This is a genomic window from Pleomorphomonas sp. T1.2MG-36 (genome assembly GCF_950100655.1).
GTDB lineage: Bacteria > Pseudomonadota > Alphaproteobacteria > Rhizobiales > Pleomorphomonadaceae > Pleomorphomonas.
Genome location: NZ_CATNLY010000012.1, coordinates 450019 through 473087 on the forward strand (window position 1 = coordinate 450019; position 23069 = coordinate 473087).

Here is a 23069-nt window from a genome sequence, read left to right on the forward strand (position 1 = left end):
GCGCGGTCAACACATTGTCAATCAAGCGTGAACAAAGCAGCCGGCTAGCCGGCAATGCTCGGCTCCGAATGCAGACATGAGGAAAAAGGCCAGTCGGTCTGTAAGCCGGGTTCTGTGAGCGGTTTCCCGCCCGACGACCATTCATCTGGGACGTCCGTCGCCGAACGCCTCGTGCAACCAACCCGGACGACTGACCCGGAAACGGGCTGGGCCGAAGCCCGCGTCATCCCTATTCGGTCTTGCTCCCGGTGGGGTTTGCCCTGCCGGTCCCGTTACCGGGCCCGCGGTGGTCTCTTACACCACCTTTTCACCCTTACCCCGGCGCACCGGGGCGGTTCGATCTCTGTGGCACTTTCCCTGAGGTCGCCCTCGCCGGGCGTTACCCGGCACCGTGTTTCCGTGGAGCCCGGACTTTCCTCCCGGACGGGCTTTCGCCCCTTGTCCGCGCGGTCGTCCAACCGACTGGCGGGAGCCGTGTGGCATGCCCCCGCCGGAAGGTCAAGCTTGGTTCTCTCAGCCTCAGTCGCTGGCAGGCCTCCGGCCTTTGGCTTTCGCGCTGCGCGCGGGCACCGCTTGGCGCCGGAAGCCGCAAGAAGCGGCTTCGGTTATCAGCCTCAATCGCCGGCAGCGCTCCGCGCCTTGGCTTTCGCGCTGCGCGCGGGCGCCGCTTGGCGCCGGAAGCCGCAAGACGCGGCATCGGTTATCAGCCTCAGTCGCCGGCAGCGCTCCGCGCCTTGGCTTTCGCGCTGCGCGCAGGCGCCGCTTGGCGCCGGAAGCCGCAAGACGCGGCTTCGGTTATCAGCCTCAATCGCCGGCAGGCCTCCGGCCTTTGGCTTTCGCGCTGCGCGCGGGCGCCGCTTGGCGCCGGAAGCCGCAAGACGCGGCTTCAGAGCGAGGCGACGTAGGTGGTCACTTCCGAGCAGTAGGCGCGGGACGTGCGGTTCATGCGCGTCGCGCCGTGGCCGGCGTTGTAGCGGAGAATGGTGCCGCAGGTATCGCCGCCGGCCAGCTTGTAGGCGCCGGCCAGGTAGGCCATGCCCCACTTGAGATTGGTTTCGACGTCGTAGAGGCCGGCAGCGGTGCCGGAATAGCCGAGACCACGGGCGGTCTGCGGCTTGATCTGCATGAGGCCGATCTCGCCGTGGCGACCACGCGCCTTGGGATTGAAGCGGCTCTCGTGGCGGATCACCGCTTCGGCCAATTCGGGCGGCAGGCCGGCGGCCTTGGCATGGGCGGCGATGCGGCCGCGCAGGGCGGCGCTTGCCCCTCCCTTCGGAGCGGAGGTGTCGAACGTCTCGGTCGTGACGGTGTCGGTCTTGGCCTTGGTGCCGAACAGCAGTTCGTAGATGTTGTCGGGCTTGCCGTCGTCGGCAACGGTGGCGGCGGCTGGCACATCGGCCTTGCCGGAGCGTGCGGTGTCGGCCATGGCCGGCGGAACGAAGATGCCGAAAAGAATGGTGGCAGCTGCAAACGTCTTGATCGGGGTCATGCGGTCTCTATTCCATTGCCCTCCCAGCGGTGGGCAAGGAACTGACCGACAAATCGGGCCATGCAGGGCCGCCAATGTGGCGCATGGCAGCCATGCAGCCGCGAAATGGTCCCGATCTTGGCCGCATTGATCGCGCAGCCGGCGAAGCTTCAGGACGCCCGGGACGCCTCGAAAACGGCGGCGACGCGCGCCAGCGTATCGAGCGTCGACGCGTCCGCCCGGCCGTCGATGAGCGCCGGCCGCCAGTGGCGCTGAAAGGCGCGAACGGCCGTCTCGGTGGTGTCATCGAAGACGCCGCTCGGCGGCACGTCGAAGCCGACATCGGCGAGAAGCGTCTGCAACTCCAGGACCTTGCCACCCTCCTCGCCGAGTGCCGGAGCGTCCCCGTGGTCGAGCGGAGCAGACGGTACCCAAAGGCCGATGCCAAAGGCGGCGCACCATTCCCAAGGGAACAGTTCGCCCGGATCTTCCTTGCGGTCAGGGGCCACATCCGAGTGGGCGAGCACCTGGTGCGGAGGGATGAAGTGGCGGGCGAAGATCGACCGGCAAAGCCCGATTACCGCCTCAATCTGCCGGTCCGGAAACGGACGATAACCGAACTCGTGACCGGGATTGGCGATCTCGATGCCGATGGACCGCGAGTTGAGATCGGTGAGGCCCCGCCAGAAGGAGCGACCGGCGTGCCAGGCACGGCGGCTCTCGTCGACCAGTTGGAAGACGCGGCCGTCCTCGAACACCACGTAGTGGCTGGAGACCTGCGAGCGCGGGTCACACAGCCAGTCGCGGGCGCCCTCCTCCGAGCGCATGCCGGTGTAGTGCAGAACCAGATGATCGATGGCGCTTCCCGGCGGCCTGTGCCCGGAGTTGGGCGAGGACCAAGCGCGATCGATGTCATGTGGGCTCATTGCGGGGGCTGCAGCTTCATCCACGAGAGCGTCGGATAGTCGTAGAGCGCACCGGTCCGCCCGTCGGTCGCCTCCAGGATGGAGACGATGTGGGGCGCAAGGTCGGCCGGGGTTGCGAGCGTGTCCGGGTCCTCGCCGGGCATGGCCTGGGCGCGCATGCGCGTCCGAAGCGGTCCGGGGTTGAGGAGGTTGACGGCAATGCCGAAGTTCTTGACTTCCTCGGCATAGGCCAGGGCGAGTGCGTTGAGCGCCGCCTTCGAGGAGGCGTAGAGCCCCCAGAACGGAGCGCCCTTCCAGGCGGCGGCCGATGAAATGAACAGGCAGCGGCCGGCCGGCGACTGGCGAAGGAGCGGATCGAAAGAGCGGATCAGCCGGTAATTGGCCGTGACGTTGACGGCGAAGGCCTGATCCCACTTCTTCGGGTCGATGTGCCCGACGGGCGCCAGGCCGCCCAGAAGGCCGGCATTGCCGAGGAGCGCGTCGATACGGCCGAAACGTTGGTTGAGAGCGGCGCCCAGCTCGTCGATGCGGGCGGGGTCGGCAAGATCGAGCGGCACCAGCGACGCCGATCCGCCGACATCGCGGATGGCGTCGTCGAGTTCCTCGAGCCCGCCCTGAGTGCGAGCGACGGCGACGACATGCCATCCGGCGCGACCAAGCGCCAGGGCTGCCTCGTAACCGATGCCGCGCGAGGCGCCGGTCACAACAACGATGCGTTTTTCGGTCACCCTCTTCCCCTCAGGTGCGCGGTCAGCCGGCGTCGGCCAGAAGCGAAAGCTGCCGCACCGGGCCGGAACCGGAGGCGTCGGTCAGCGCGGTCGGGTATTCGCCGGTAAAGCAGGCGTCGCAGTACTGCGGCATCTCGTTGTCGCGGGCGGCGGACCCGACGGCGCGGTAGAGGCCATCGATCGACAGGAAGCCGAGGCTGTCCACCTGGATGTAGCGCGTCATCTCCTCGATCGACATGCGCGACGCCAGGAGCTTGCCCTTTTCCGGCGTGTCGACGCCGTAGAAGCAGGAATCGGTGGTCGGCGGCGAGGCGATGCGCATGTGCACTTCCGCCGCGCCGGCCTCGCGCATCATCTGCACGATCTTGAGCGACGTGGTGCCGCGCACGATGCTGTCGTCGACCAGAACGATGCGCTTGCCCTCGATCACCGTGCGGTTGGCGTTGTGCTTCAGCTTGACGCCCATGTGGCGGATGGTGTCGGTCGGCGAGATGAAGGTGCGGCCGACGTAGTGATTGCGGATGATGCCGAAATCGAAGGGGATGCCGGACGCCTCGGCGAAACCGATGGCCGCCGGGGTGCCGCTGTCGGGGACGGGGATCACCACGTCGGCATCGGCCGGCGTCTCCCGAGCCAGCTCGGCGCCGATGCGCTTCCGCACCTGATAGACCGACGTGCCGGCGTAGACCGAGTCCGGCCGGGCGAAATAGACATACTCGAAGATGCAGAAGCGCGACGGCCGCCGGTCGAACGGACGCAGGCTTTCGATGCCGCGCTCGGTGATCACCACCATTTCGCCCGGCTCGATCTCGCGCACGAAATGGGCGCCGATGATATCGAGGGCGCAGGTCTCGGAGGCGAGAATGGCCGCGCCGTCGAGATCGCCGAGAATCAGGGGACGGATGCCGAACGGATCGCGGCAGCCGATCATCTTCTCCTGGCTCATGCAGACGATGGAATAGGCGCCTTCGACGGTGCGCAGCGCGTCGACCACCTTGTCGACCAGCGCCGCCTTCTGGCTGGTGGCCACCAGATGCAGAATGGTTTCGGTATCCGAGGTCGACTGGAAGATGGCTCCCCGGCGCTGCAAATCGCGCTGGATGGTCATGGCGTTGGTCAGGTTGCCGTTGTGGGCGAGCGCGAAGCCGCCGGCCGACAGCTCGGCGTAAAGCGGCTGAACGTTCCTGAGGCCGGAGCCGCCGGTGGTGGAATAGCGGGTGTGGCCGATCGCCCGGTCGCCCGGCAGGCGGGCAAGCACCTTGGCCTTGGTGAAGTTGTCGCCGACGAGGCCGATATGCCGCTCGGTATAGAACTCCTTGCCGTCGAAGGTGGTGATGCCGGCCGCCTCCTGGCCGCGATGCTGCAGGGCGTGCAGGCCCAGCGCCGCGAGCGCCGAGGCGTTTTCCACGCCGAACACGCCGAACACGCCGCATTCCTCGTGGAAACGGTCGTCATCGTCGGCGGCAGCGAATGGGCTGAGGGTGAAATCGTCCATGGTCGGCCTACCCACTTTCGAGATTTCATCTGATCCCGGCGGCTTGCTTCGCAAGGCCGGGGATGCCGAAAAATCCGGCGTCAGGCGGGACTTTCCGAGAGGCAAAAGCAAAAGCCGACTCGATCAGCCGGATTCCGCATCGGCGGCGCGCGAACCCGTCGAGAGGACGTGGACGCCCGAAGACCATCGCGCAGGCAGGCATATAATGCATTCGGCGCTGTGTTCAAAACGTCAAATGCGCCGGACGGATCCGACGCATTCGCATATCGTTGCCAAAAGGCGGCTCATGGCTTGGGCGACGTGGTCGACTGGATGAGCTGATCGAGACCGTTCTGCTCGCCCTGCCGGTAGGCGCCGTCATTGGGAGCCGGGGCCGCGCCAGGGGCAGCACCACCGGGCGCCGCATCGTCGGCTGGCGGCTGCGCGTCCTCGCCATCGGGAACGGCGGATCCGTCGTCGACGCTCGGGTTCTGGAACTGGTCGAGGATCTGCTTTTCGGGATCTTCGGGCAGCGCCGCCATCAACTGGGCGCCGAGGGCGTTGAGCAAGGGCCGCGACTTCGCCTGCGCCACCCAGGCCGGCTGCGAGGCCTCGTCATGGATGAACCAGTTGAAGAACAGCATGCCGACGACGACGAGGAGCAGTCCGCGCGCCGCGCCGAACACAAACCCCAGCGTGCGGTCGAGCGGCCCGATGCGGCTGTCGAGCACGTAGTCGGAGATGCGCATGGTGATGAAGCTGACGATGATCAGCGTCAGCACGAAGACGCCGCCGGCCGACGCCACCAGCGCCAGCTGCTTCTGCGAAATATGCGGCTGAACGAACGGCAGGACGTCGTCGTAGAGCAGGAACGCGGCGATGGCGGCGGCGACCCAGGCGGCGATCGACAGCACCTCGCGCACGAAGCCACGGATCATGGCGAGCAACGCCGAGATCAGCATGACCACAATGAGGATCCCGTCGAGTAGCGTAATCGACATCTCTGCCCCTTTGGCGCCTGAAGCCCGGCCCCTGATTCCTTCACGCCGTTACCGAATTAACGGTAATGGCCCCAACTCGCAAATTCAATCAACGACGGCAACGACATGAAGCATCGGCTCGCTTATCCACGCTGCTCTCGGCGTGGCGTGCCGGCGCCATCGGCCGCGATGCGCGTGACGAGATCGACGAGTTGGGCGACGGCCGCCCGCTTCAGCCCGTTCGGCGCCTCGCCGCTGGTCAGCTTCGGCCCCACGGCCCGAACGAAGCCCAGCTTCTCGGCCTCCTTGAGTCGGGAAGCGGCATGAGCTACCGGCCGGACGGCGCCCGACAGGCTGACCTCGCCGAAGTAGACGCAATCGTGCCCGAGCGGCGTCCCCGCCAGCGAGGAGACCAGCGCCGCGGCGACGGCGAGATCGGCCGCGGGCTCCTGGATGCGGAGCCCACCCGCCACGGCGAGGTAGACGTCGTGCTGGCCGAAGCGCACGCCGCAGTGAGCCTCCAGCACGGCGAGGATCATGGCAAGGCGGCTGCCGTCCCATCCGACGACGGCGCGGCGCGGCGTTCCGAGCGAGGTCGGCGCCACCAGCGCCTGGATCTCGACGAGCATGGGCCGCGTGCCCTCCATGCCGGCGAAGACGGCGGCGCCAGCCGACGAGCCGTCGCGCTCGCCCATGAACAGTTCCGACGGGTTCGGCACCTCGCGCAAACCGCCGCCGGTCATCTCGAAAACGCCGATCTCGTCGGTGGGGCCGAAACGGTTCTTGACCGAACGCAGCACGCGGAAATGTCGGGCGCCGTCGCCCTCGAAATAGAGCACGGCATCGACCATGTGCTCGACGACGCGCGGACCGGCGATGGAACCGTCCTTGGTGACGTGGCCGACGAGTACGACCGTGGCGCCGCTTTCCTTGGCGTAGCGGACCATCGCCTGGGCAGCCGTGCGCACCTGCGTCACGGTGCCGGGACCGGATTCTACCACCTCCGTCCACAGCGTCTGGATGGAGTCGATGACCACTAGGTCCGGCGCCGGGCCGTTGGCCAGCGTCGTCAGGATGTCCTCGACGGAGGTTTCGGCGGCGAGCGCCACCGGCGCATCGGAAAGGCCCAGCCGTTCGGCCCTGAGGCGCACCTGCGCCACGGCCTCTTCGCCGGAGACGTAGACGACGCGCGCGCCCTTGCGGGCCAGCGTCGCCGCCGCCTGGATGAGCAGTGTCGACTTGCCGATGCCGGGATCGCCACCGACAAGCAGGGCGGAGCCGCGCACGAAGCCGCCACCCGTGACGCGGTCGAGTTCGGCGATGCCCGATTCGAGGCGCGGGGTCTGGGCGATCTCGCCCGAGAGCTCCACCAGCGGAACGACGCGCCCCTTGCGCATCGGCCTGCCCTTCTGACCGAAGACGGCCGAACCGATACCGACGCCGCCCCCGACCTCCTCGACGAAGGAGTTCCAGGCGCCGCACGCCTCGCACTTGCCCACCCAGCGCGGGCTGACGGCGCCGCAGGATTGGCAGACGAATTGAGTGGTGCGCTTGGCCATGACGTCTCCGGTACCGACCTCCGTCCGCGATAGTTGCGGAGAGGGTTGACGAAACATGACCGAACGTTCCTGTTTTGTCCACATAAAAACATCGTCACATCGTGCAAGGCAGAGAAAAACACGCATCTCGGCAAGGGGTTGGGCGCGGTGCCCGCCGCGGGGCGCGACAAAGGTCGCAGGGCGCTCCGACGCCTTAGTTTTGTCGCCATTAGCCAACAAACAACGCTTCTAGCGTATGTGTTCTCCCGTAGCCGGGAGCCAAGGATCCACCATGAACCCGACCAAGACCATGATCGCCGATGCCCTCCGTCGCTTCCAGATCGAGGCCACGCCGGCCTGGAGGAGCCTCGCCGTCGGCGGCGACGCGCCCGAACTCGATCGCATCGAAACGCATTCCAACACGATCAGCACCGTCGACTGCCTGTTCGACGGCAACGCCACCATCGTCCTGAAGGGTGAGCGCGCCCTGTCGGCGCGCATCTTCGGCCGCTTCGACTCCCGCCGCGCCGAGGTCGAGCGGATCATCATCGCCGCCTGATCGCCAAAGGAAAAGCCGACCGGCGGGCCTTCGCCGATCGGCTTCTCAATGGCTGGACTGCGCCTTCAGATCACGCCGGCCACAATGGCGACGACGAACAGAAATGCCGCGCAGACGACGAGGGTGTTGAGGCTACGGGTTAGGCTCATCGCGGGTCTCCTTCGTGTCTTCACGACCAGCCGGTTGCCGAATGCATCGTCTTCCGGACGGTCGCTGAAACAGAACGTTTCAACCTGTTCATGAGCTCCGCCATCGGCGGAACCGTTGTTCATGCGGCCGCCGCGTCATTGCGAAGCCGCCCACCCAAGCGATCGGGCTTGAAGGAATTCTTAATCACCTCTTGCCGAAGCGCAACCAATTTCAGTCTCACCGCCATGCGTAATAAGGCGATGGTGTTCTAACCGCCTGCCACAAAAACGGAATTTCTTTCCATTTACCGTGGCTCCGCGTCGCAGCCGTGGAAAACCATGCCCGGATCCACCGGAAAACGGCGGACTCAGGTCGTGAAAAGGTAGTTCCGGATCTCGGACGCCTGATGCTCGATGTCGGCCACCCGATGCTTGACGACGTCGCCGATCGACACCATGCCCACCAGTTTTCCGTCCTCCACCACCGGCAGATGGCGGAAGCGGCCAGCGGTCATCATGTCCATGAGATCCTCGACGATATCATCGCGCGTGCAGGTGCTGACCTTGCGCGTCATATGCGCGGTCGCGAGCTCTTCAAGGACGCGCGAGCCATGCAGCGCCAGAGACGCGACGATGTCGCGTTCCGACAGAATGCCGATGACGTGGCGTTCGTCGTCGACGAAAATCAGCGCGCCGATCCTGTTGCCGGCCAATCGCGCCACCGCCTGCCCGAGCGTCATCGACCGGTCGCCGGTGACCACGTCTTCGCCCTTGACGGACAGAATCTGTCTGACGGTTGTCATCTCCATCCCTCCAGCTTGTTCCGTGACGAGGAGGCCGCCTATTGTTCGGCGGTCTTTCCCCGTCGTCCCTTGAACAGGATGGAGTGAATTGAAGGGTATGGCAAGGTAGATCTAAGGATTTTCCCTTAGCCGGCACGATCGGTGACGGTCGGCCGAGGATCGAACAAGGAAAACAGCAGGATGCCGACAATATAGCCGAGCGCGTTCTGCAACAGCGCCCGACCGTCGAGGCCGGAAGAGGCATAGAGAATGGCGAAAAGCGCGTTGGCGGCGAAGATGAAACCGAGCAGTTGCAGCACGCGGACGTTCGACCACATCTCGACGATGCCGAGGGCCGGCTGACGCCACGCGTCGCCGCCCATGGTCAGGATGCCGGCGAGCCCGGCCGAGTAAATGAAGCGGATGGCGGCGCCAAGCAGGGCCGCGACCACGAAATTCGGACCGAGCAGGACCGTCTCTCCGCTTCCGGTCAACAGCCAGAACAAGCCGGCACCGATGGCGGCGGCCGCCGCCGTGAAGAGAACGAAGCGCCAGGGCCCGAACCGGCGCGCCACCGCCGTGCCAAAGGCGGCCAGCCAAAGCATGTCGAAGATCAGGCTCTGCAAGGTGGGACTGAGGAAGACGTATGTGAAGGGGCTCCACAGGCCGGCCGCCCAGCCGCCCGGAAACCCGTCGCCCGTGGTCAGGTAATGATAGCGCATCGGGGTGAAGCAGAACGTGAGGAGGAAGGTCGCCGCCCCGTCGCCGCTGAGGTACCACGTCCGGCCAATGAAAATGCCGGCGGACAGCAGGATGAAGACCATGATCACCCGCGGCAGGTTGAACATGGGCTCGTGGTTGTCGTTGTCACCTTGCATCGCGGCTTCCCCAACGCCCGCCTTGCCGCGAGCCACGACAGCGCTTTATCGCAAAGGCGGAAGGCGTGCCAGTGCGTCGTCAAAAAGAGACAGCGGGCGCCGGCCAGTGCCGCGATGAGGCAGGCACCCGGGGGATCAGGGAATCACTAAAAAGGCAATCACGGCGGTAACCAATCGTAAACCTCGATTGCCGCGAAACGCGGCCCTCCGGTAACCAAGGCTGCCCAGCGGCGTTAACCCCGTACCACTGCTCGCTTTTACCCTCAAAAGGCCGGAAAACGGCCATTCAAGGGGCCGTCGCGTGTCAGCGTCCGGTCCCCGCCGACGACAGAAGATTGGGGACAACGGGCCTCTCCTGGCACGAGGCCTGCTCTGTGGGCGTCAGGTTGGGTTAGGACGGATTGCCCGTGTGCCGAAATGGCATGGCGCTTCGTCCACCCCAGGCGGTTCAAGCCTGGTTGGTCTGGTCTTGCGGGGATTTCGATGAAAAGCGTCGTCGCGCGTTCACTTTATGACTATTGGACGAACCTGCGCGGCCATCGGGCGGCGCCGGAGCGCAACGAAGTGGAGCCGGCGGCCATCCGCGGCATTCTGGGCGACACTTTCATTCTCGAGGCGCTCGATCGCCATAACTATTCCTTCCGCCTTGCCGGCACGCGCATCTGCGCCGCCTATGGCCGCGAGCTGAAGGGGCGCAACGTGCTCGACTTCTGGTCGGGCAAGGACCGGGAATCCATTGCCTGCCTGCTGGCGGCCGTGGTCGAGGACGGCGCCGCCGCCGTATTCGGGCTCAATGCCACCAACGACCGCGGCCAGATCATGCCGGTGGAGGTCATGTTCCTGCCGCTTCGGCACCAGGGGCAGAACCACACGCGCATCCTGGGCTGCTTTGCGCCCATGGACCAACCCTATTGGCTCGGCCTCTATCCGGTGGTCCGCCAGCCTCTGCAGAGCCTCAGGCTGATCTGGCCGGACGAGAAGCCCGCCTTCCTGCTCACCAGCGAAAAGGTCGACGGCACGCATGCGCGCGCGCCGGTACGCCACGAGCCACCGGCGCTCAGCATCGACCGCCGTCGTCCCGCGCCGCACATGCTGCCGGGGCGAACCTTCCGTCACTTCCGGGTGATCGAAGGCGGTCGGGCCGACTGAACACGTCAGTAGAACCGGCCACTAAACTCAATCTTAAGGTTGGATGCGTAGCGTTGCGCACTGAGCGGCCGCGTCTGGCCGACCAGTGGAAAGCGGCATGGCAACCCTCGCGGCTCCGACGCCTCCTCGTGCGAGCAAATTTCCCAAGCCGGAACGTCGGCGGTTTCAGCGCGTCAAGATCGATGTGCTCGGCCGCTTCATGTTGCCCAACCGCAATGAGTATCCCTGCCAGGTTCAGGACATGTCGCCCGGCGGCGCGGCCCTGATCGCTCCGGTTTCCGGCGAGCTCGGACAAAGGGTTGTCGCCTATATCGACCACGTCGGCCGCATCGAGGGGCAGATCACGCGCCTGTTCGAAGGCGGATTTGCCATGACGGTGAACGCCACGGCCGGCAAGCGCGAGAGGCTCGCCGCCCAACTGACTTGGCTCGCCAACCGCGACACCCTGAGCCTGCCCGAGGACCGCCGCCACGAGCGTATCACGCCGCAGCGGCCGTTCTCGAACCTGGTGCTGCCCGACGGCCAGGAAAGCCGCTGCAAGATCATCGACGTGTCCCTGTCCGGCGCGGCCATCGCCACCAGCGCCAAACCGCCGCTCGGTACCTCGATCACGCTCGGTCGCATGCGCGCACGCGTGGTCCGCCATTTCGGCGACGGCATTGCCGTGGAATTCGCGATGCTGCAGTCCGAGGACATGCTGAAGAACAACCTCTGACGGGAAGGCGAGCCTCCGCCGCCCTCCCCGTTTTCTCTTCGATAACCACGCCGCGATTTCCGCACCGTCCGGCCGCCTTTCGACCGGACCGATGACGGCCCGTCCGCGCCTCGCGCGAACCCGGTACCGTCCCTCTTTTCCCCCCGTCACCAGATCGACCTGTGCCATTGGCGAACACATGCGCCTGGCAAGGTTAATGCAGCGTCCCTGATCGGCCGTGCCGAAGTCGGACAGGTTCCCGGAACCCGGCCCATGCGGGGGCAACCCATCGACCGTTGATGCGTTAACAGCTGAGCCGGAGCGTAGATCCATGGTGGATAGAAAGTAAATATCCCCACAGATAACAATATAAACAAACCCTAAAACAAGATCAAAATTTTCGTAAACAGATCATTTCCTCGATAAGTCCGTTTTGAATCTGCGATTTCACGTGACCGAAAAACAAGTGTGCCATTCTCCTGACAACAACAGGGAGACGTCACGACGATGAAAAAGATCGCGACGCTAAAGACAACGGCTCTATTGGCTTTTGCTTTGCTTGCCAGCAATACTGCGATGGCGGCGGAAAGACTGATGAGCACCCACGGCGCCGCGGCTCCGCCTGTCGGCTATGTGCAGTTCTGCGCCACCTACCCCGCGGATTGCCGGGCCGCGCGAGACATCGATCAGGTCGTTTCCCTCACCCAGGCGGTGTGGAACCAGCTGAACCAGATCAACACGGCGGTCAACACCGCCGTCCTGCCGGCCACCGACATGGAGATCTACGGCGTCCTGGAACACTGGGACTACCCCAAGCTGGCGGGCGATTGCGAAGACTACGTCCTGGAGAAGCGGCGGGAACTGATCCGCTCGGGCTGGCCGCAAAGCGCGCTGCTGATCACGGTCGTGCGTGACGAGACCGGCTCGGGTCATGCCGTCCTGACGGCCCGGACCAATCGGGGCGACGTGGTGCTCGACAACAAGACCGACAAGATTCTCGTGTGGGCCGACACGCCCTACACCTACCTGAAACGCCAATCGACACGCGATCCCAATGCCTGGGACCTCATCGAGGACGCTCGGACCTCGCTGGTCGGCTCCTTGAAGTGATCCAAGCCGGCTTTGACGTCGCCGCGTCCCCCGGGACACGGCGACGTTTCGATTCTATCCCGATCGAAAACGTTACCGGTGCCTCGCTCGGCTGTAAGGCCGACGTCAGTCCGCCGCGACGATTTCCTCAAGAAATTTTACTAGAGCAAAAACAACCTCAGATTTTACGAGTTTACATGTGAAGGGCCCAGCATTTCGCGCATGACGCAAAACGCCGTCACATGGTGGGCGCCTACAGGGTTGATATTTCCCGCAAAATCACCGTTTCTAAAATCCTACCAGAAAGTTCCTCATTTGATAATTTGTTCACCATATCGCTCGCTTTATTTCTCATAGTTATATTTACTCGCTAAAATTACCATCTACAATCGGACTACCTCATCGTAGCCGACTGAACGGCTCTGACTCGCCTTGTGTTTCCGTACAGTTGACGATTTATTGTCAGTGAAGGCACCTCTCGCGTCGAGGTGAACTGAGCCATGCACAATACAAGTCAGAATGATTCAGGTGACGACGGAAACGCTGTTATTCCGTTGTTGGTTCACGATCTCTGCCGAACGGTCCGGGCGCTCTCCCACGAACAGCGTCTGGCCATCCTGGTGTATATTTCCCACAAGGAGTGCTCGGTTGGAGAGCTTGAGCGGAAGCTGGACCTTCCGCAACCTGCGGTATCACAACAGCTCGCCCGCCTCAGGTCCGACGGCTTGGTTTTGACCCGCCGCGAGGGACGGACCATCTACTACTGTGCTCACCGCCAGCGCCTCGGCGATTTTCTGGCCGGACTGAACCGCCTGCTCGTCTGATCCGGTCCCGGCCGACGACGTTTTCCACTACCTTCGCACGAACACCACGCGAAAACCGCGCGAAGCGTCTCTTCGCGCGGCTTGCGCTTTTCACATATCGACAACCGTCACTTCAGGGCGGCGTCGGTGATCTCGTGCGTCCAGGCGCCGTCCGGCTTCTTGGTGATGATCTTCTGGTCGAGCACCGCCTTCTCCGTGCGGGCGTAGGCCGCCTCGTCGAGGACGCCGTTGGAGTCGCCCAGAAGCTTGGCGACTTCCTTGATCATGTAGAGCTGGTGCTCCTTGGTCTGGGCGCCGGTGGTGTCGTTCTCGATCACGATGTCGGCGGCCTCTTCGGGATTGTCCTTGGCATAGGACCAGCCCTTCATCGAAGCGCGGACGAAGCGGACGAGCTTGTCCTTGAAGGCGGCGTCCTTGAGGCTCGGCTCGAGTACGTAGAGGCCATCTTCGAGCAGGTTGTCGCCCATCTCCGTATAGGAGAAGACGGTGAGCTTTTCGGGCGTGTAGCCGGCGTCGTAGGCCTGACCGAGTTCGTTGTAGGTCATGACGTGAATGCAATCGGCCTGCTTCTGGATGAGCGGCTGCACGTCGAAGCTCTGCTGCAGAACCTTGACGCCATCGGCGCCGCCCTCGGTCTTGAGGCCGTACTTGTTCATCAGCGCGAAGAACGGCACCTCATTGCCATAGAACCAGACGCCGATGGTGTGGCCCTTGAAGTCCTCCACCTTCTTGATCGGGCTGTCGACCGGGCAGATGATCTCAAGGCCGGCGTTCTTGTAGGGCTGGGCGACGTTGACCAGCGGCACGCCCTTTTCGCGGGCGGCGAGCGCGGCGCCCATCCAGTCGACGATCACGTCGGCGCCACCACCGGCGATGATCTGCTCGGGGGCGATGTTGGGGCCGCCGGGCTTGATGTCGACGTCGAGCCCCTCGGCCTCGTAATAGCCCTTGTCCTTGGCGACGAAATAGCCGGCGAACTGGGCTTGCGTCACCCATTTCAGCTGCAGCGTCAGCTTGTCGGCGGCTTCGGCACTGAACGCCGTCAGCGCCATGGCGCCGGCCAGCGCCAGCTTGGTCACGGTGTTGGTCATGTCGTTCCCCTTTTTTGATTGCCGGCGGCGGTTGCCGTCGCCGGTTTCACCTCTGCCCTTTGCGGACAGACGGATGCCAGAAGGTCACGCGCCGTTCGAAAAGCGCGATGACGCCGTAGAAGACCGACCCGAGGATGGCCGCGACGCCGATTTCCGCCCAGACCATGGAGGTGTTCATGCGGCCCATTTCGGTGGAGATGCGGAAGCCGACGCCATAGGTCGGCGCGCCGAAGAACTCGGCGACGATGGCACCGATCAGCGCCAGGGTGGAGTTGATCTTCAGCGCGTTGAAGATGAAGGGCCAGGCGGCCGGCAGGCGCAGGCGGCGCATCTCGTCGCCCCATGTCGCGGCGTAGGTGCGCATCAGGTCGCGCTCCATGTGGCCGGCGGCGGCAAGGCCCGCCTCGGTGTTGACCAGCATGGGGAAGAAGGTCATCAGCACGATGACCGCCGCCTTGGACTGCCAGTCGAAGCCGAACCACATGACGGCGATCGGCGCGACGCCGACGATGGGCAGCGCCGACACGAAGTTGCCGAGCGGCAGCAGGCCACGCTTCAGGAAGCCGGAGCGGTTGATGACGAGAGCGGCCAGAAACCCCAGGCCGCAGCCGACGACGTAGCCCGACAGCACCGACTTCACGAAGGTCTGCACCACGTCTTCCCAGAGCGTCGGCAGCGCGTTCGCGGCGGCGTAGAGGATGACGGACGGCGCCGGCAGCAGGATTTCCGGAACGCCGAAGCCGCGCGTCACCAGTTCCCACTCGGCGATGAGCATGACGCCGAACAGCAGCGGCACCGCGAGATCGGAAAAGCGGCGCGCCGCCGGCACCTTCTCGCCGAGATGGACGAGGTAGACGCAGAGCCAGGAGATGCCGAGCGCGACGAGGAGAATGGCGATCAACAGGAGAGGAAGCATCAGGCTGCCCTCCGCTCGGGACGAGAACCCATCAGGTGCATGACGAGGCGTTCCGACCACCCGACCACCAGCACCAGCAGGCCGGCCAGGAAGGCCGCCGCGAACAGGGCCGCCCAGATCTGGATAGTCTGGCCGTAGTAGGAGCCCGACAGGAGACGCGCCCCGAGACCGGCCACCGCGCCGGTCGGCAATTCGCCGACGATGGCGCCGATCAGGGATATGGCGATGCCGACCTTGAGCGAGGCGAACAGGAAGGGCACCGAGGCCGGCCAGCGCAGCTTGGTGAACACCTGGAAATCGTCGGCGTTGTAGGTGCGCATCAGGTCGAGATGGATGGCTTCCGGCGACCGCAGCCCCTTCACCATGCCGACCACCACCGGGAAGAAGGACAGATAGGTGGAGATCAGCGCCTTGGGCAGCAGGCCGGAGATGCCGATTGCGTTGAGCACGACGATCAGCATGGGGGCGACGGCGAGGATCGGCACCGTCTGGCTGGCGATGATCCAGGGCATCAGCGACTTGTCCATCACCTTCTGATGGACGATGCCGATGGCGAGCAGGATGCCGAGCAGCGTGCCGAGCAGGAAGCCGAGCAGCGTCGCCGACAGCGTCACCCAGCCGTGGTAGACGAGGCTGCGCTTGGAGGCGACCGACAGGCCGGCCGTGCTCCGCCACAACTCGGCGATCACCTGATGCGGCGCCGGCAGCAGCGGCTTGTCGAGCGCCCACGACTTCAGCCAGATCTCGGAGGGCGTGAATGCCAGCCCCTTGAGCTCAGCTTCGGCGATGACCATGGAGTGGTTCATGAACAAGGCCGCGACGTACCAGAGCGCCACGAGGACGGCGAGCACCGTCAACACCGGACCGACGCTTTCCTTCATGAAGGACGGCTTCTTCATGCGGCAGCCCTCCCCGGCCGCGAGGCGAGATCAGTCGTCATAGCTGTGCCCCGCTCTCAGGCCGTCGCGCACCCGCTGCGCGATCCTCAGGAATTCCGGCGTTTCGCGGATGTCGAGCGGCCGGGGGCCGCGCGGCAGATCGCTCTCGACGATGTCGTGGATGCGGCCGGGGCGCGGGCTCATCACCACGATCCTGGTGGAGAGATAGACCGCCTCGGGGATGGAGTGTGTGACGAAGACCACCGTCTTCCTGGTCTTGGCCCACAGCTGGAGCAGTTGCTCGTTGAGGTGATCGCGGACGATCTCGTCGAGGGCGCCGAAGGGCTCGTCCATCAGGAGAAGGTCCGGCTCGACGGCCAGCGCGCGGGCGATGGAGGCGCGCTGCTGCATGCCGCCGGACAGTTGCCAGGGGTACTTCTTCTCGAAACCGGTGAGGTTGACCAGGGCGAGGTTGCGCGCGATGCGCTCTTCCTGCTGGGCGCGGGTAAGCCCCATGATCTCCAGCGGCAGCGCCACGTTGCGGGCGATGGTTCGCCAGGGATAGAGGGCCGGCGCCTGGAAGACATAACCATAGGCGCGATCGAGGCGGGCCAGCTCCGGCGTGGTGCCATTGACGGAGATCGAACCGCCGGTCGGCCGTTCGAGATCGGCGATGACGCGCAGCAGCGTCGTCTTGCCGCAGCCCGAGGGACCGATGAACGAGACGAAGTCGCCCTTGGCGATCTTGAGGTCGATGTTGGAGAGCGCCTGCACCGGCCCGTCGCCGGTCTCGAAAGTCAGGGATAGCGCCTCGATGTCGATGACGTTCATGCTTGCCGGCACCCCGAGCATCCGCCCGAAAAGTTGCAGACTTTTCGGAGTGACCGGATGCGTGAAGATGAAAACCGAAGCGGAAGTCCCTGCTGCTCGATCGACTTCGCCCCACTCGAATTCGGAGACAAGCGTCCCCTCGGCCGGTCGCGCCATGCGACCACCTGTCCGCCGCCCCGCTTTCCCGGGACGGCACGTCCAATCATGCAAATCCTTGCCCGGTGGACGCCCACGCCGCCTGCCACCGGCCTTATCCAGCCGGAATCAAAGCAAGAAGCGGGCCGACCGGGCCATCGTTCAGACGCCAGTCACCGGAATGCCGGCGCGTTCGATGCGCCGCGGCGACACGAGTTCCTTCCACTGGCTGAGCGCCTTGGCCACCGCCGTGAACGGCTTGCGCGGCACGAACTTGCCGTGCCCTTCCTCGGTCTTCATGGTCGCTTCCTCGACCACGACCTTGCCGCGCGACAGCGTGAAGCGCGGCAGGCCGACCACCTCGTAGCCATCGAACACATTGTATTCGATCACCGACTGCTGGGTCCTCGGCGAGATGACCTTCGACCGCTTGGGATCCCAGACGACGAGATCGGCATCGGCCCCCACCAGCACAGCGCCCTTCTTCGGGTACATGTTGAGGATCTTGGCGCTGTTGGTGGACGTGACGGCGACGAACTCGTTCATCGTCAGGCGGCCAGTGCGCACGCCGTAGGTCCAGAGCAGCGGCATGCGGTCTTCAAGGCCGCCGGTGCCGTTGGGGATCTTGCGGAAATCGCCGAGGCCGGTGCGCTTCTGGGCGATAGTGAAGGTGCAATGGTCGGTGGCGACGCAGCTCAGGGAGCCGGCGGCGAGGCCTGCCCACAGGCTGTCCTGATGCAGCTTGTTACGGAACGGCGGGCTCATCACGCGGACGGCCGAATGGTCCCAGTCGGGGTTGCGGTATTCGCTGTCGTCGAGCAGCAGATGCTGGATCAGCGGCTCGCCATAGACGCGCATGCCCTTCTGGCGGGCACGACGGATCGCCTCGTGCGCCTGCTCGCAGGACGTATGGACGACATAGAGCGGCGCGCCGGCCATATCGGCCAGCATGATGGCGCGGTTGGTCGCTTCACCCTCAACCTCAGGCGGGCGCGAGTAGGCATGCGCCTCCGGGCCGGTGTTGCCCTCGGCGTAGAGCTTGGCCTGCATCTGGGCGACGACGTCGCCGTTCTCGGCGTGCACCATCGGCAAGCCACCGAGTTCGGCAAGCCGTTGGAACGACGAGAACATCTCGTCGTCGTCGACCATCAGCGAGCCCTTGTAGGCCATGAAGTGCTTGAAGGAGTTGATGCCCTTTTCCTCAATGACCACCTTCATCTCGTCGAAGACGGTCTTGTTCCAGGACGTCACGCACATGTGGAAGGAATAGTCGCTGTTGGCGCGGCTCGCCCGGTTGTGCCAGCTCTGCAGCGCGCTCAGCATCGACTCGTCGGGGCGCGGGGTGATGAAGTCCACCACCATGGTGGTGCCGCCGGCGAGGCCCGCCCGCGTGCCGCTGTCGAAGTCGTCGGCCGAGTAGGTGCCCATGAAGGGCATTTCGAGGTGGGTATGGGGGTCGATGCCGCCGGGCATGATGTAGCAGCCCGTGGCGTCAAGCACCTCGTCGCCCTTGAGATCGGGGCCGATCGCCACGATGCGCTCGCCTTCGATCAGGACGTCGGCTTCGTACGTCAGATCGGCGGTGACGATGGTTCCACCCTTGATGACCTTCGACATGGTTCAACCCTCGTTGGACGGTTCGCCCGTCAGCTTTCTTGTCATGAACAGACTGTGTGGGTTCGCGGTGTAGTCGGCAAAGGGGCCACATTCGGCGTACCCGAGCCGACGATACATCGCCACCGCCTCCGTGTTGAGCGGTCCGGTTTCAAGATAGAGCCATTTCAAGCCATTCTCCGCCGCCATCGCCTCGAGGCGGGCCATGATGCGGCGGCCAAGCCCCAGACCGCGCGCCGCATCCGACACGAAGATACGCTTCAGCTCGCCCGTGGCGTCGCCGAACCGCTTCAGGGCGCCGCAGCCCTCGGCCACACCGTCCCGCCGCGCCACGACAAAGCTGATGTCGGGCGACTTCAGGCCGGCGATGTCGGTGCCGAAATGCCCTTCCGGCGGATAGCGCTCCAGCGAGTAGGCGTCGGATGCCTCGATCAGGGCCACGACGTCGGGCCGATCGGGGGCTTCCACCGCAATGTCGTGCAGCACACCCGTCATCAGGCGACGATCTCCGCGGTTTCCAGCACGGCATGCAGCAGCACGTCCGCGCCCGCCGCCGCCCATTCCTGGGTGATCTTCTCGTCCTCGTTATGGGAGAGGCCATCGACACAGGGGCACATGATCATGGTGGCCGGCGCCACCTTGGCCGCCCAGCAGGCATCATGGCCGGCGCCAGAGACGAGGTTCATATGGCTGTAGCCGAGCTTCTCGGTAACGGTACGGACGCGGGAGACCAGCGTCGGATCGAAGGTGACGGGGTCGAAGTGGCCGACCACCTCGACGGCGCACTTGACGCCCAAAGGGTCGCAGAGCTTGGGCGCCTCGGCCTCGATGATCGCCCGCATGCGGTCGAGCTTGGCCTGCTCGGGCGATCGGATGTCGACGGTGAAGATCACCGCACCCGGCAGCACGTTGCGCGAGTTGGGCGAGAACTTCACCTGGCCGACGCCGCCCACGGCATTAGGCTGGCTGTCCATCGCCACCTTCTGCACCAGTTCGAAGATGCGCGCCATGGCGAGACCGGCGTTGACGCGCATGTCCATCGGCGTCGAGCCGGTGTGCGCTTCCTTGCCGGTCAGCGTGAACTCCAGCCACCAGAGGCCCTGGCAGTGGGTAACGACGCCGATCTGCTTGTCCTCGGCCTCGAGAATGGGGCCCTGCTCGATGTGGTATTCGAAGTAGGCGTGCATCTTGCGCGCGCCCACCTCTTCCTCGCCGAGCCAGCCGATGCGCTTCAGTTCGTCGCCGAACACCTTGCCGTCGAGATCCTTGCGCGAGTAGGCGTAGTCGAGCGTGTGGACGCCGGCGAAGACGCCGGACGCCAGCATGGCCGGCGCGAACCTGCCGCCCTCCTCGTTGGTCCAGTTGACGACGACGATCGGATGCTTGGTCTTGACGCCGAGGTCGTTGAGCGAGCGGATGACTTCGAGGGCACCCAGCACGCCGAGCACGCCGTCGTACTTGCCGCCGGTCGGCTGGGTGTCGAGATGGCTGCCGACATAGACCGGCAAGGCATCGGGATCGGTGCCGGGCCGGGTGAAGAACATCGTACCGATCTTGTCGATGCCGAGCGTCATGCCGGCCGCTTCGCCCCAGGCCTTGAACAGCGCCCTGCCCTTGGCATCGGCGTCGGTCAACGTCTGCCTGTTGCAGCCGCCCCGCAGTCCCGGACCGGTCGTCGCCATTTCCTCAAGGCTGTCCCACAGCCGCGCCCCATTGACCCGCAAATTGTCGGTCGGCGTCGTCATCGTGTTCCCCTGATCGCGAGGGCAAAGCCGATTGAGCCGCCCCGACATCCCCGGCCTTCCTGCCGTCCTTCGCGGGCGGCGGATCGGCAAAACTTTTACCAATTGATAAACACATAGTCGGAGTTGCCCCCGAATTGGTCAAGGGTGATTTTTGGGCAACGCAACGCCAGAAAGCCTCAGTTTTCGGCGAATCCCAAAAACCTGCCGCAGGCTGCGGCAGGTGCCTGACCGCTCCGGGGCAACCGCCCGCGAAAGCTTCATAACACGGTGGCCGCCACCAGCAGAAAGGCAGCATAGGTGGCGTTGAAGACCAGCAGAAGATGGAATCCGTGCACCAGAATGTGGTGGACCGAAGCGGGCTGCCGCTCCACGAGGCGGGCACTCCACAGCGCCAGCAGCAGGAACGCCCCGACCAGCGACGCGGCGAACCGCCGCGACAGCCCGCAAAAGGCTGCCATCAAGATGGTAATGGCCGTCACCGGCGTCATGAACTGTGCTCCGACCTGCCGCTTGGTTGCGACAGAGTCGATCGCAGGCTGGGCCGAAAAATGGCAAACGGGCAATCAGGTATGTGGGCGCCGCTCACTTTGTCGCGACTTGCGGCCAACCGTTCGCCAGCCCATCCGAAGTGCGGGCGAGCCGGCGTGCGCAGGGAGACCGATCACATCGGCTCGGCTTCCATGTATCCGATGGAACTGCCGGCCGCGTCGAGCACGATGGCGATCTTACCAACTCCCGGAACCGCCCAGGGGCCGCGCAAGACCTTCCCACCGGCCGGCTCTACCTTGCCGACCGTGGCGTCGATGTCGTCGACGGCGACATAGGGAAACCAGTCGCGCGAGCCGGGCTGGCTCTCCGGCCACTCGAAAAGTCCGGCAACCGGATTTTCCTGCCCCTCCACGAAGGCCAGAGCGTAAATTCCGTTCTCGCCCATGTCGGCGTCGGTAAAGGTCCAGCCGAGGGCCGCGCCATAGAAGGCCTTGGCGGCGGCGACATCCGGGGTCATCAGCTCGTTCCAGCAGAAGTTGCCGTGCTTTGTCATGGTTTCCTCCTGTCATTTATCACTACAGAACGTAACGTGAACCAGATATTCGCCGGTTGCAATCACAATAATCGATTTCAATGACAAAACGCCGGCCGGGGAGCCCTCCCCCCGACCGGCGTCGCTCATGAACGGCTTGCCTGCCGCGCTCAGGCCAGCGTCTTCAGCACGTCGGCGATCACCGACACCAGGTAGTCGATCTCGGCCTTGCTGACGATCAGCGGCGGCGACAGGGCGATGATGTCGCCGGTGGTGCGCATCATCACGCCCTTTTCGTAGGCGCTCAGGAAGGCGGCAAAGGCGCGTTTGGTTGGTTCACCCTCGATCGGCCTGAGCTCGATGGCACCGACAAGACCGATGTTGCGGATGTCGATGACGTGCGGCAGCCCCTTCAGCGAGTGCAGCGCGTCCTCGAAGTACTGAGCGAGCTCGGGGCCGCGATTGAGGAGCCCCTCGTTCGCATAGATGTCGAGCGTCGCCATCGAGGCGGCGCAGGCAACCGGATGGGCCGAGTAGGTGTAGCCGTGGAACAGTTCGATGGCATGCTCCGGCCCGGTCATGAAGGCGTCGTAGATCTCCGAGGAGCAGAACACGCCGCCCATCGGGATGACGCCGTTGGTGATGCCCTTCGCCGTGGCGACCATGTCCGGCACCACACCGAAGTAATCGACGGCGAACGGCGTTCCCAGGCGACCGAAACCGGTGATCACCTCGTCGAAGATCAGCAGGATGTCGTGCTTGGTGCAGATATCGCGCAGCCGCTCGAGATAGCCCTTGGGCGGCACCAGCACGCCGGTCGAGCCCGACATCGGCTCGACGATGACGGCGGCGATGTTGGAGGCGTCGTGCAGGTAGATGATGCGCTCGAGCTCCTCGGCGAACTCAGCGCCATATTCCGGCTGGCCGCGCGAATAGGCGTTGCGCTCGATATCGTGGGTGTGGCGCATGTGGTCGACGCCGGTGAGCAGCGAGCCGAAGAACTTGCGGTTGGTGGGAATGCCGCCGACCGAGATGCCGCCGAAGTTGACGCCATGATACCCGCGCTCGCGACCGATGAGGCGCGTCTTGGTGCCCTTGCCGCGCGCCCGCTGATAGGCGAGCGCGATCTTCAGCGCCGTTTCCACCGACTCAGAACCGGAGTTGGTGAAGAACACGTGGTCGAGCGGCTTCGGCATCATTGAGGTCAGCCGCGCCGCCAGCTCGAACGCCTTGGGATGGCCCATCTGGAACGCGGGTGCATAGTCGAGCTCGCCAACCTGCGATGCCACCGCCTCGACGATCTCACGACGGCCATGGCCGGCATTGACGCACCAGAGACCGGCGGCCGCGTCGAGCAGCTTCCGGCCCTCGACGGTGGTGTAATACATTCCGGAGGCCGAGGCGAGCAGGCGCGGCGCCTTCTTGAACTGCCGGTTGGCGGTGAACGGCATCCAGAAGGCTTCGAGGTTGTTGGGAACGGGAACGTTCATGAAAATCTCCGAGCGAGGCGGACGGCGAAGCCTGAATAGCGGTCGAGCAACGTCCGGATCGACACGTAGATAACGACATGCCCGTTTCCTGAACAAGCAGTTATCTTGTGCAGATCGCACCCCTTGCAAAT

Annotated in this window: 24 protein-coding genes and 1 other RNA gene; 5 read left to right on the forward strand and 20 right to left on the reverse strand. The window is 64.7% G+C overall.

Annotation, left to right across the window (positions count from 1 at the left end):
- Window positions 1-85: 85 nt before the first annotated feature.
- The 7 genes from rnpB to radA all read right to left on the reverse strand — a co-directional run bounded on the left by rnpB (window position 86) and on the right by radA (window position 7135).
- Window positions 86-466, reverse strand: an RNA gene (gene rnpB / locus QQZ18_RS09005) — RNase P RNA component class A.
- Between the two features lie 420 nt (window positions 467-886).
- The gene (locus QQZ18_RS09010; RefSeq protein ID WP_284540246.1) at window positions 887-1489 is read right to left on the reverse strand and encodes a lytic transglycosylase domain-containing protein; all 603 of its coding nucleotides are present in this window, start codon (window positions 1487-1489) and stop codon (window positions 887-889) included.
- 149 nt (window positions 1490-1638) lie between these two features.
- Window positions 1639-2394 carry an N-acetylmuramoyl-L-alanine amidase gene (locus QQZ18_RS09015; protein ID WP_284540248.1) on the reverse strand — a complete coding sequence of 252 codons (756 nt, stop codon included), beginning with the start codon at window positions 2392-2394 and terminating at the stop codon, window positions 1639-1641.
- Window positions 2391-3122: an SDR family NAD(P)-dependent oxidoreductase gene (locus QQZ18_RS09020; RefSeq protein ID WP_284540250.1), complete on the reverse strand. Its 732-nt coding sequence runs from the start codon at window positions 3120-3122 to the stop codon at window positions 2391-2393. Before QQZ18_RS09020 ends, QQZ18_RS09015 begins: the two co-directional genes overlap by 4 nt.
- Before the next feature lie 22 nt (window positions 3123-3144).
- Window positions 3145-4617 carry an amidophosphoribosyltransferase gene (purF, locus tag QQZ18_RS09025; protein ID WP_284540251.1) on the reverse strand — a complete coding sequence of 491 codons (1473 nt, stop codon included), beginning with the start codon at window positions 4615-4617 and terminating at the stop codon, window positions 3145-3147.
- 284 nt (window positions 4618-4901) lie between these two features.
- The gene (locus QQZ18_RS09030; RefSeq protein WP_284540253.1) at window positions 4902-5597 is read right to left on the reverse strand and encodes a CvpA family protein; all 696 of its coding nucleotides are present in this window, start codon (window positions 5595-5597) and stop codon (window positions 4902-4904) included.
- A gap of 122 nt (window positions 5598-5719) precedes the next feature.
- Entirely contained in the window at window positions 5720-7135 is a 1416-nt protein-coding gene (gene radA / locus QQZ18_RS09035; RefSeq protein WP_284540255.1) for a DNA repair protein RadA, read from the reverse strand.
- A gap of 271 nt (window positions 7136-7406) precedes the next feature.
- On the opposite strand from radA, the gene QQZ18_RS09040 reads away from it, so the two are divergent.
- Complete coding sequence (locus QQZ18_RS09040) at window positions 7407-7673, forward strand: hypothetical protein (protein ID WP_284540257.1); 267 nt, start codon at window positions 7407-7409, stop codon at window positions 7671-7673.
- Window positions 7674-7738: 65 nt separating this feature from the next.
- On the opposite strand, the gene QQZ18_RS09045 is transcribed toward QQZ18_RS09040, so the two are convergent.
- The 3 genes from QQZ18_RS09045 to QQZ18_RS09055 form a co-directional block, all read right to left on the reverse strand.
- Window positions 7739-7945 (reverse strand): hypothetical protein, encoded by a 207-nt coding sequence (locus QQZ18_RS09045; RefSeq protein ID WP_284540259.1) that lies wholly within the window; start codon window positions 7943-7945, stop codon window positions 7739-7741.
- A 224-nt stretch (window positions 7946-8169) separates the two neighbouring features.
- On the reverse strand, window positions 8170-8604 hold the full coding sequence (locus QQZ18_RS09050; RefSeq protein ID WP_284540261.1) for a CBS domain-containing protein: 435 nt from the start codon (window positions 8602-8604) through the stop codon (window positions 8170-8172).
- Window positions 8605-8729: 125 nt separating this feature from the next.
- Window positions 8730-9461, reverse strand: coding sequence for a rhomboid family intramembrane serine protease (locus tag QQZ18_RS09055; protein WP_284540263.1), 732 nt, complete (start codon window positions 9459-9461; stop codon window positions 8730-8732).
- A gap of 483 nt (window positions 9462-9944) precedes the next feature.
- Here QQZ18_RS09055 and QQZ18_RS09060 point away from each other — a divergent pair, with 483 nt between their 5' ends.
- The 4 genes from QQZ18_RS09060 to QQZ18_RS09075 all read left to right on the forward strand — a co-directional run bounded on the left by QQZ18_RS09060 (window position 9945) and on the right by QQZ18_RS09075 (window position 13217).
- Complete coding sequence (locus QQZ18_RS09060; RefSeq protein WP_284540265.1) at window positions 9945-10610, forward strand: PAS domain-containing protein; 666 nt, start codon at window positions 9945-9947, stop codon at window positions 10608-10610.
- Window positions 10611-10707: 97 nt separating this feature from the next.
- Window positions 10708-11325, forward strand: coding sequence for a PilZ domain-containing protein (locus QQZ18_RS09065; protein ID WP_284540267.1), 618 nt, complete (start codon window positions 10708-10710; stop codon window positions 11323-11325).
- Window positions 11326-11898: 573 nt separating this feature from the next.
- Window positions 11899-12414: a transglutaminase-like cysteine peptidase gene (locus tag QQZ18_RS09070; protein WP_284540269.1), complete on the forward strand. Its 516-nt coding sequence runs from the start codon at window positions 11899-11901 to the stop codon at window positions 12412-12414.
- Window positions 12415-12893: 479 nt separating this feature from the next.
- Complete coding sequence (locus QQZ18_RS09075) at window positions 12894-13217, forward strand: ArsR/SmtB family transcription factor (protein WP_284540272.1); 324 nt, start codon at window positions 12894-12896, stop codon at window positions 13215-13217.
- A gap of 107 nt (window positions 13218-13324) precedes the next feature.
- Here the strand turns inward: QQZ18_RS09075 and QQZ18_RS09080 are convergent, their stop codons facing one another.
- From QQZ18_RS09080 to QQZ18_RS09125, 10 genes are all read right to left on the reverse strand, one after another.
- The gene (locus QQZ18_RS09080; RefSeq protein WP_079403012.1) at window positions 13325-14308 is read right to left on the reverse strand and encodes an ABC transporter substrate-binding protein; all 984 of its coding nucleotides are present in this window, start codon (window positions 14306-14308) and stop codon (window positions 13325-13327) included.
- Between the two features lie 46 nt (window positions 14309-14354).
- Complete coding sequence (locus QQZ18_RS09085; protein WP_446728633.1) at window positions 14355-15227, reverse strand: ABC transporter permease; 873 nt, start codon at window positions 15225-15227, stop codon at window positions 14355-14357.
- Window positions 15224-16123 carry an ABC transporter permease gene (locus QQZ18_RS09090; protein WP_284540273.1) on the reverse strand — a complete coding sequence of 300 codons (900 nt, stop codon included), beginning with the start codon at window positions 16121-16123 and terminating at the stop codon, window positions 15224-15226. Before QQZ18_RS09090 ends, QQZ18_RS09085 begins: the two co-directional genes overlap by 4 nt.
- 30 nt (window positions 16124-16153) lie before the next feature.
- Window positions 16154-16933, reverse strand: coding sequence for an ABC transporter ATP-binding protein (locus QQZ18_RS09095; RefSeq protein ID WP_284540275.1), 780 nt, complete (start codon window positions 16931-16933; stop codon window positions 16154-16156).
- 297 nt (window positions 16934-17230) lie between these two features.
- Window positions 17231-18685: a dihydropyrimidinase gene (hydA, locus tag QQZ18_RS09100; protein ID WP_284540277.1), complete on the reverse strand. Its 1455-nt coding sequence runs from the start codon at window positions 18683-18685 to the stop codon at window positions 17231-17233.
- Between the two features lie 3 nt (window positions 18686-18688).
- Window positions 18689-19177 (reverse strand): GNAT family N-acetyltransferase, encoded by a 489-nt coding sequence (locus QQZ18_RS09105; RefSeq protein WP_284540279.1) that lies wholly within the window; start codon window positions 19175-19177, stop codon window positions 18689-18691.
- Entirely contained in the window at window positions 19177-20427 is a 1251-nt protein-coding gene (locus QQZ18_RS09110; protein ID WP_284540280.1) for a Zn-dependent hydrolase, read from the reverse strand. The genes QQZ18_RS09105 and QQZ18_RS09110 overlap by 1 nt, the downstream gene beginning before the upstream one ends.
- Window positions 20428-20684: 257 nt before the next feature.
- Window positions 20685-20915 carry a hypothetical protein gene (locus tag QQZ18_RS09115; protein ID WP_284540282.1) on the reverse strand — a complete coding sequence of 77 codons (231 nt, stop codon included), beginning with the start codon at window positions 20913-20915 and terminating at the stop codon, window positions 20685-20687.
- A gap of 173 nt (window positions 20916-21088) precedes the next feature.
- Window positions 21089-21469, reverse strand: coding sequence for a VOC family protein (locus QQZ18_RS09120; protein ID WP_284540284.1), 381 nt, complete (start codon window positions 21467-21469; stop codon window positions 21089-21091).
- Window positions 21470-21618: 149 nt separating this feature from the next.
- Window positions 21619-22938, reverse strand: a complete 1320-nt coding sequence (locus QQZ18_RS09125; RefSeq protein WP_284540286.1) for an aspartate aminotransferase family protein — start codon at window positions 22936-22938, stop codon at window positions 21619-21621.
- Window positions 22939-23069: the final 131 nt, after the last annotated feature.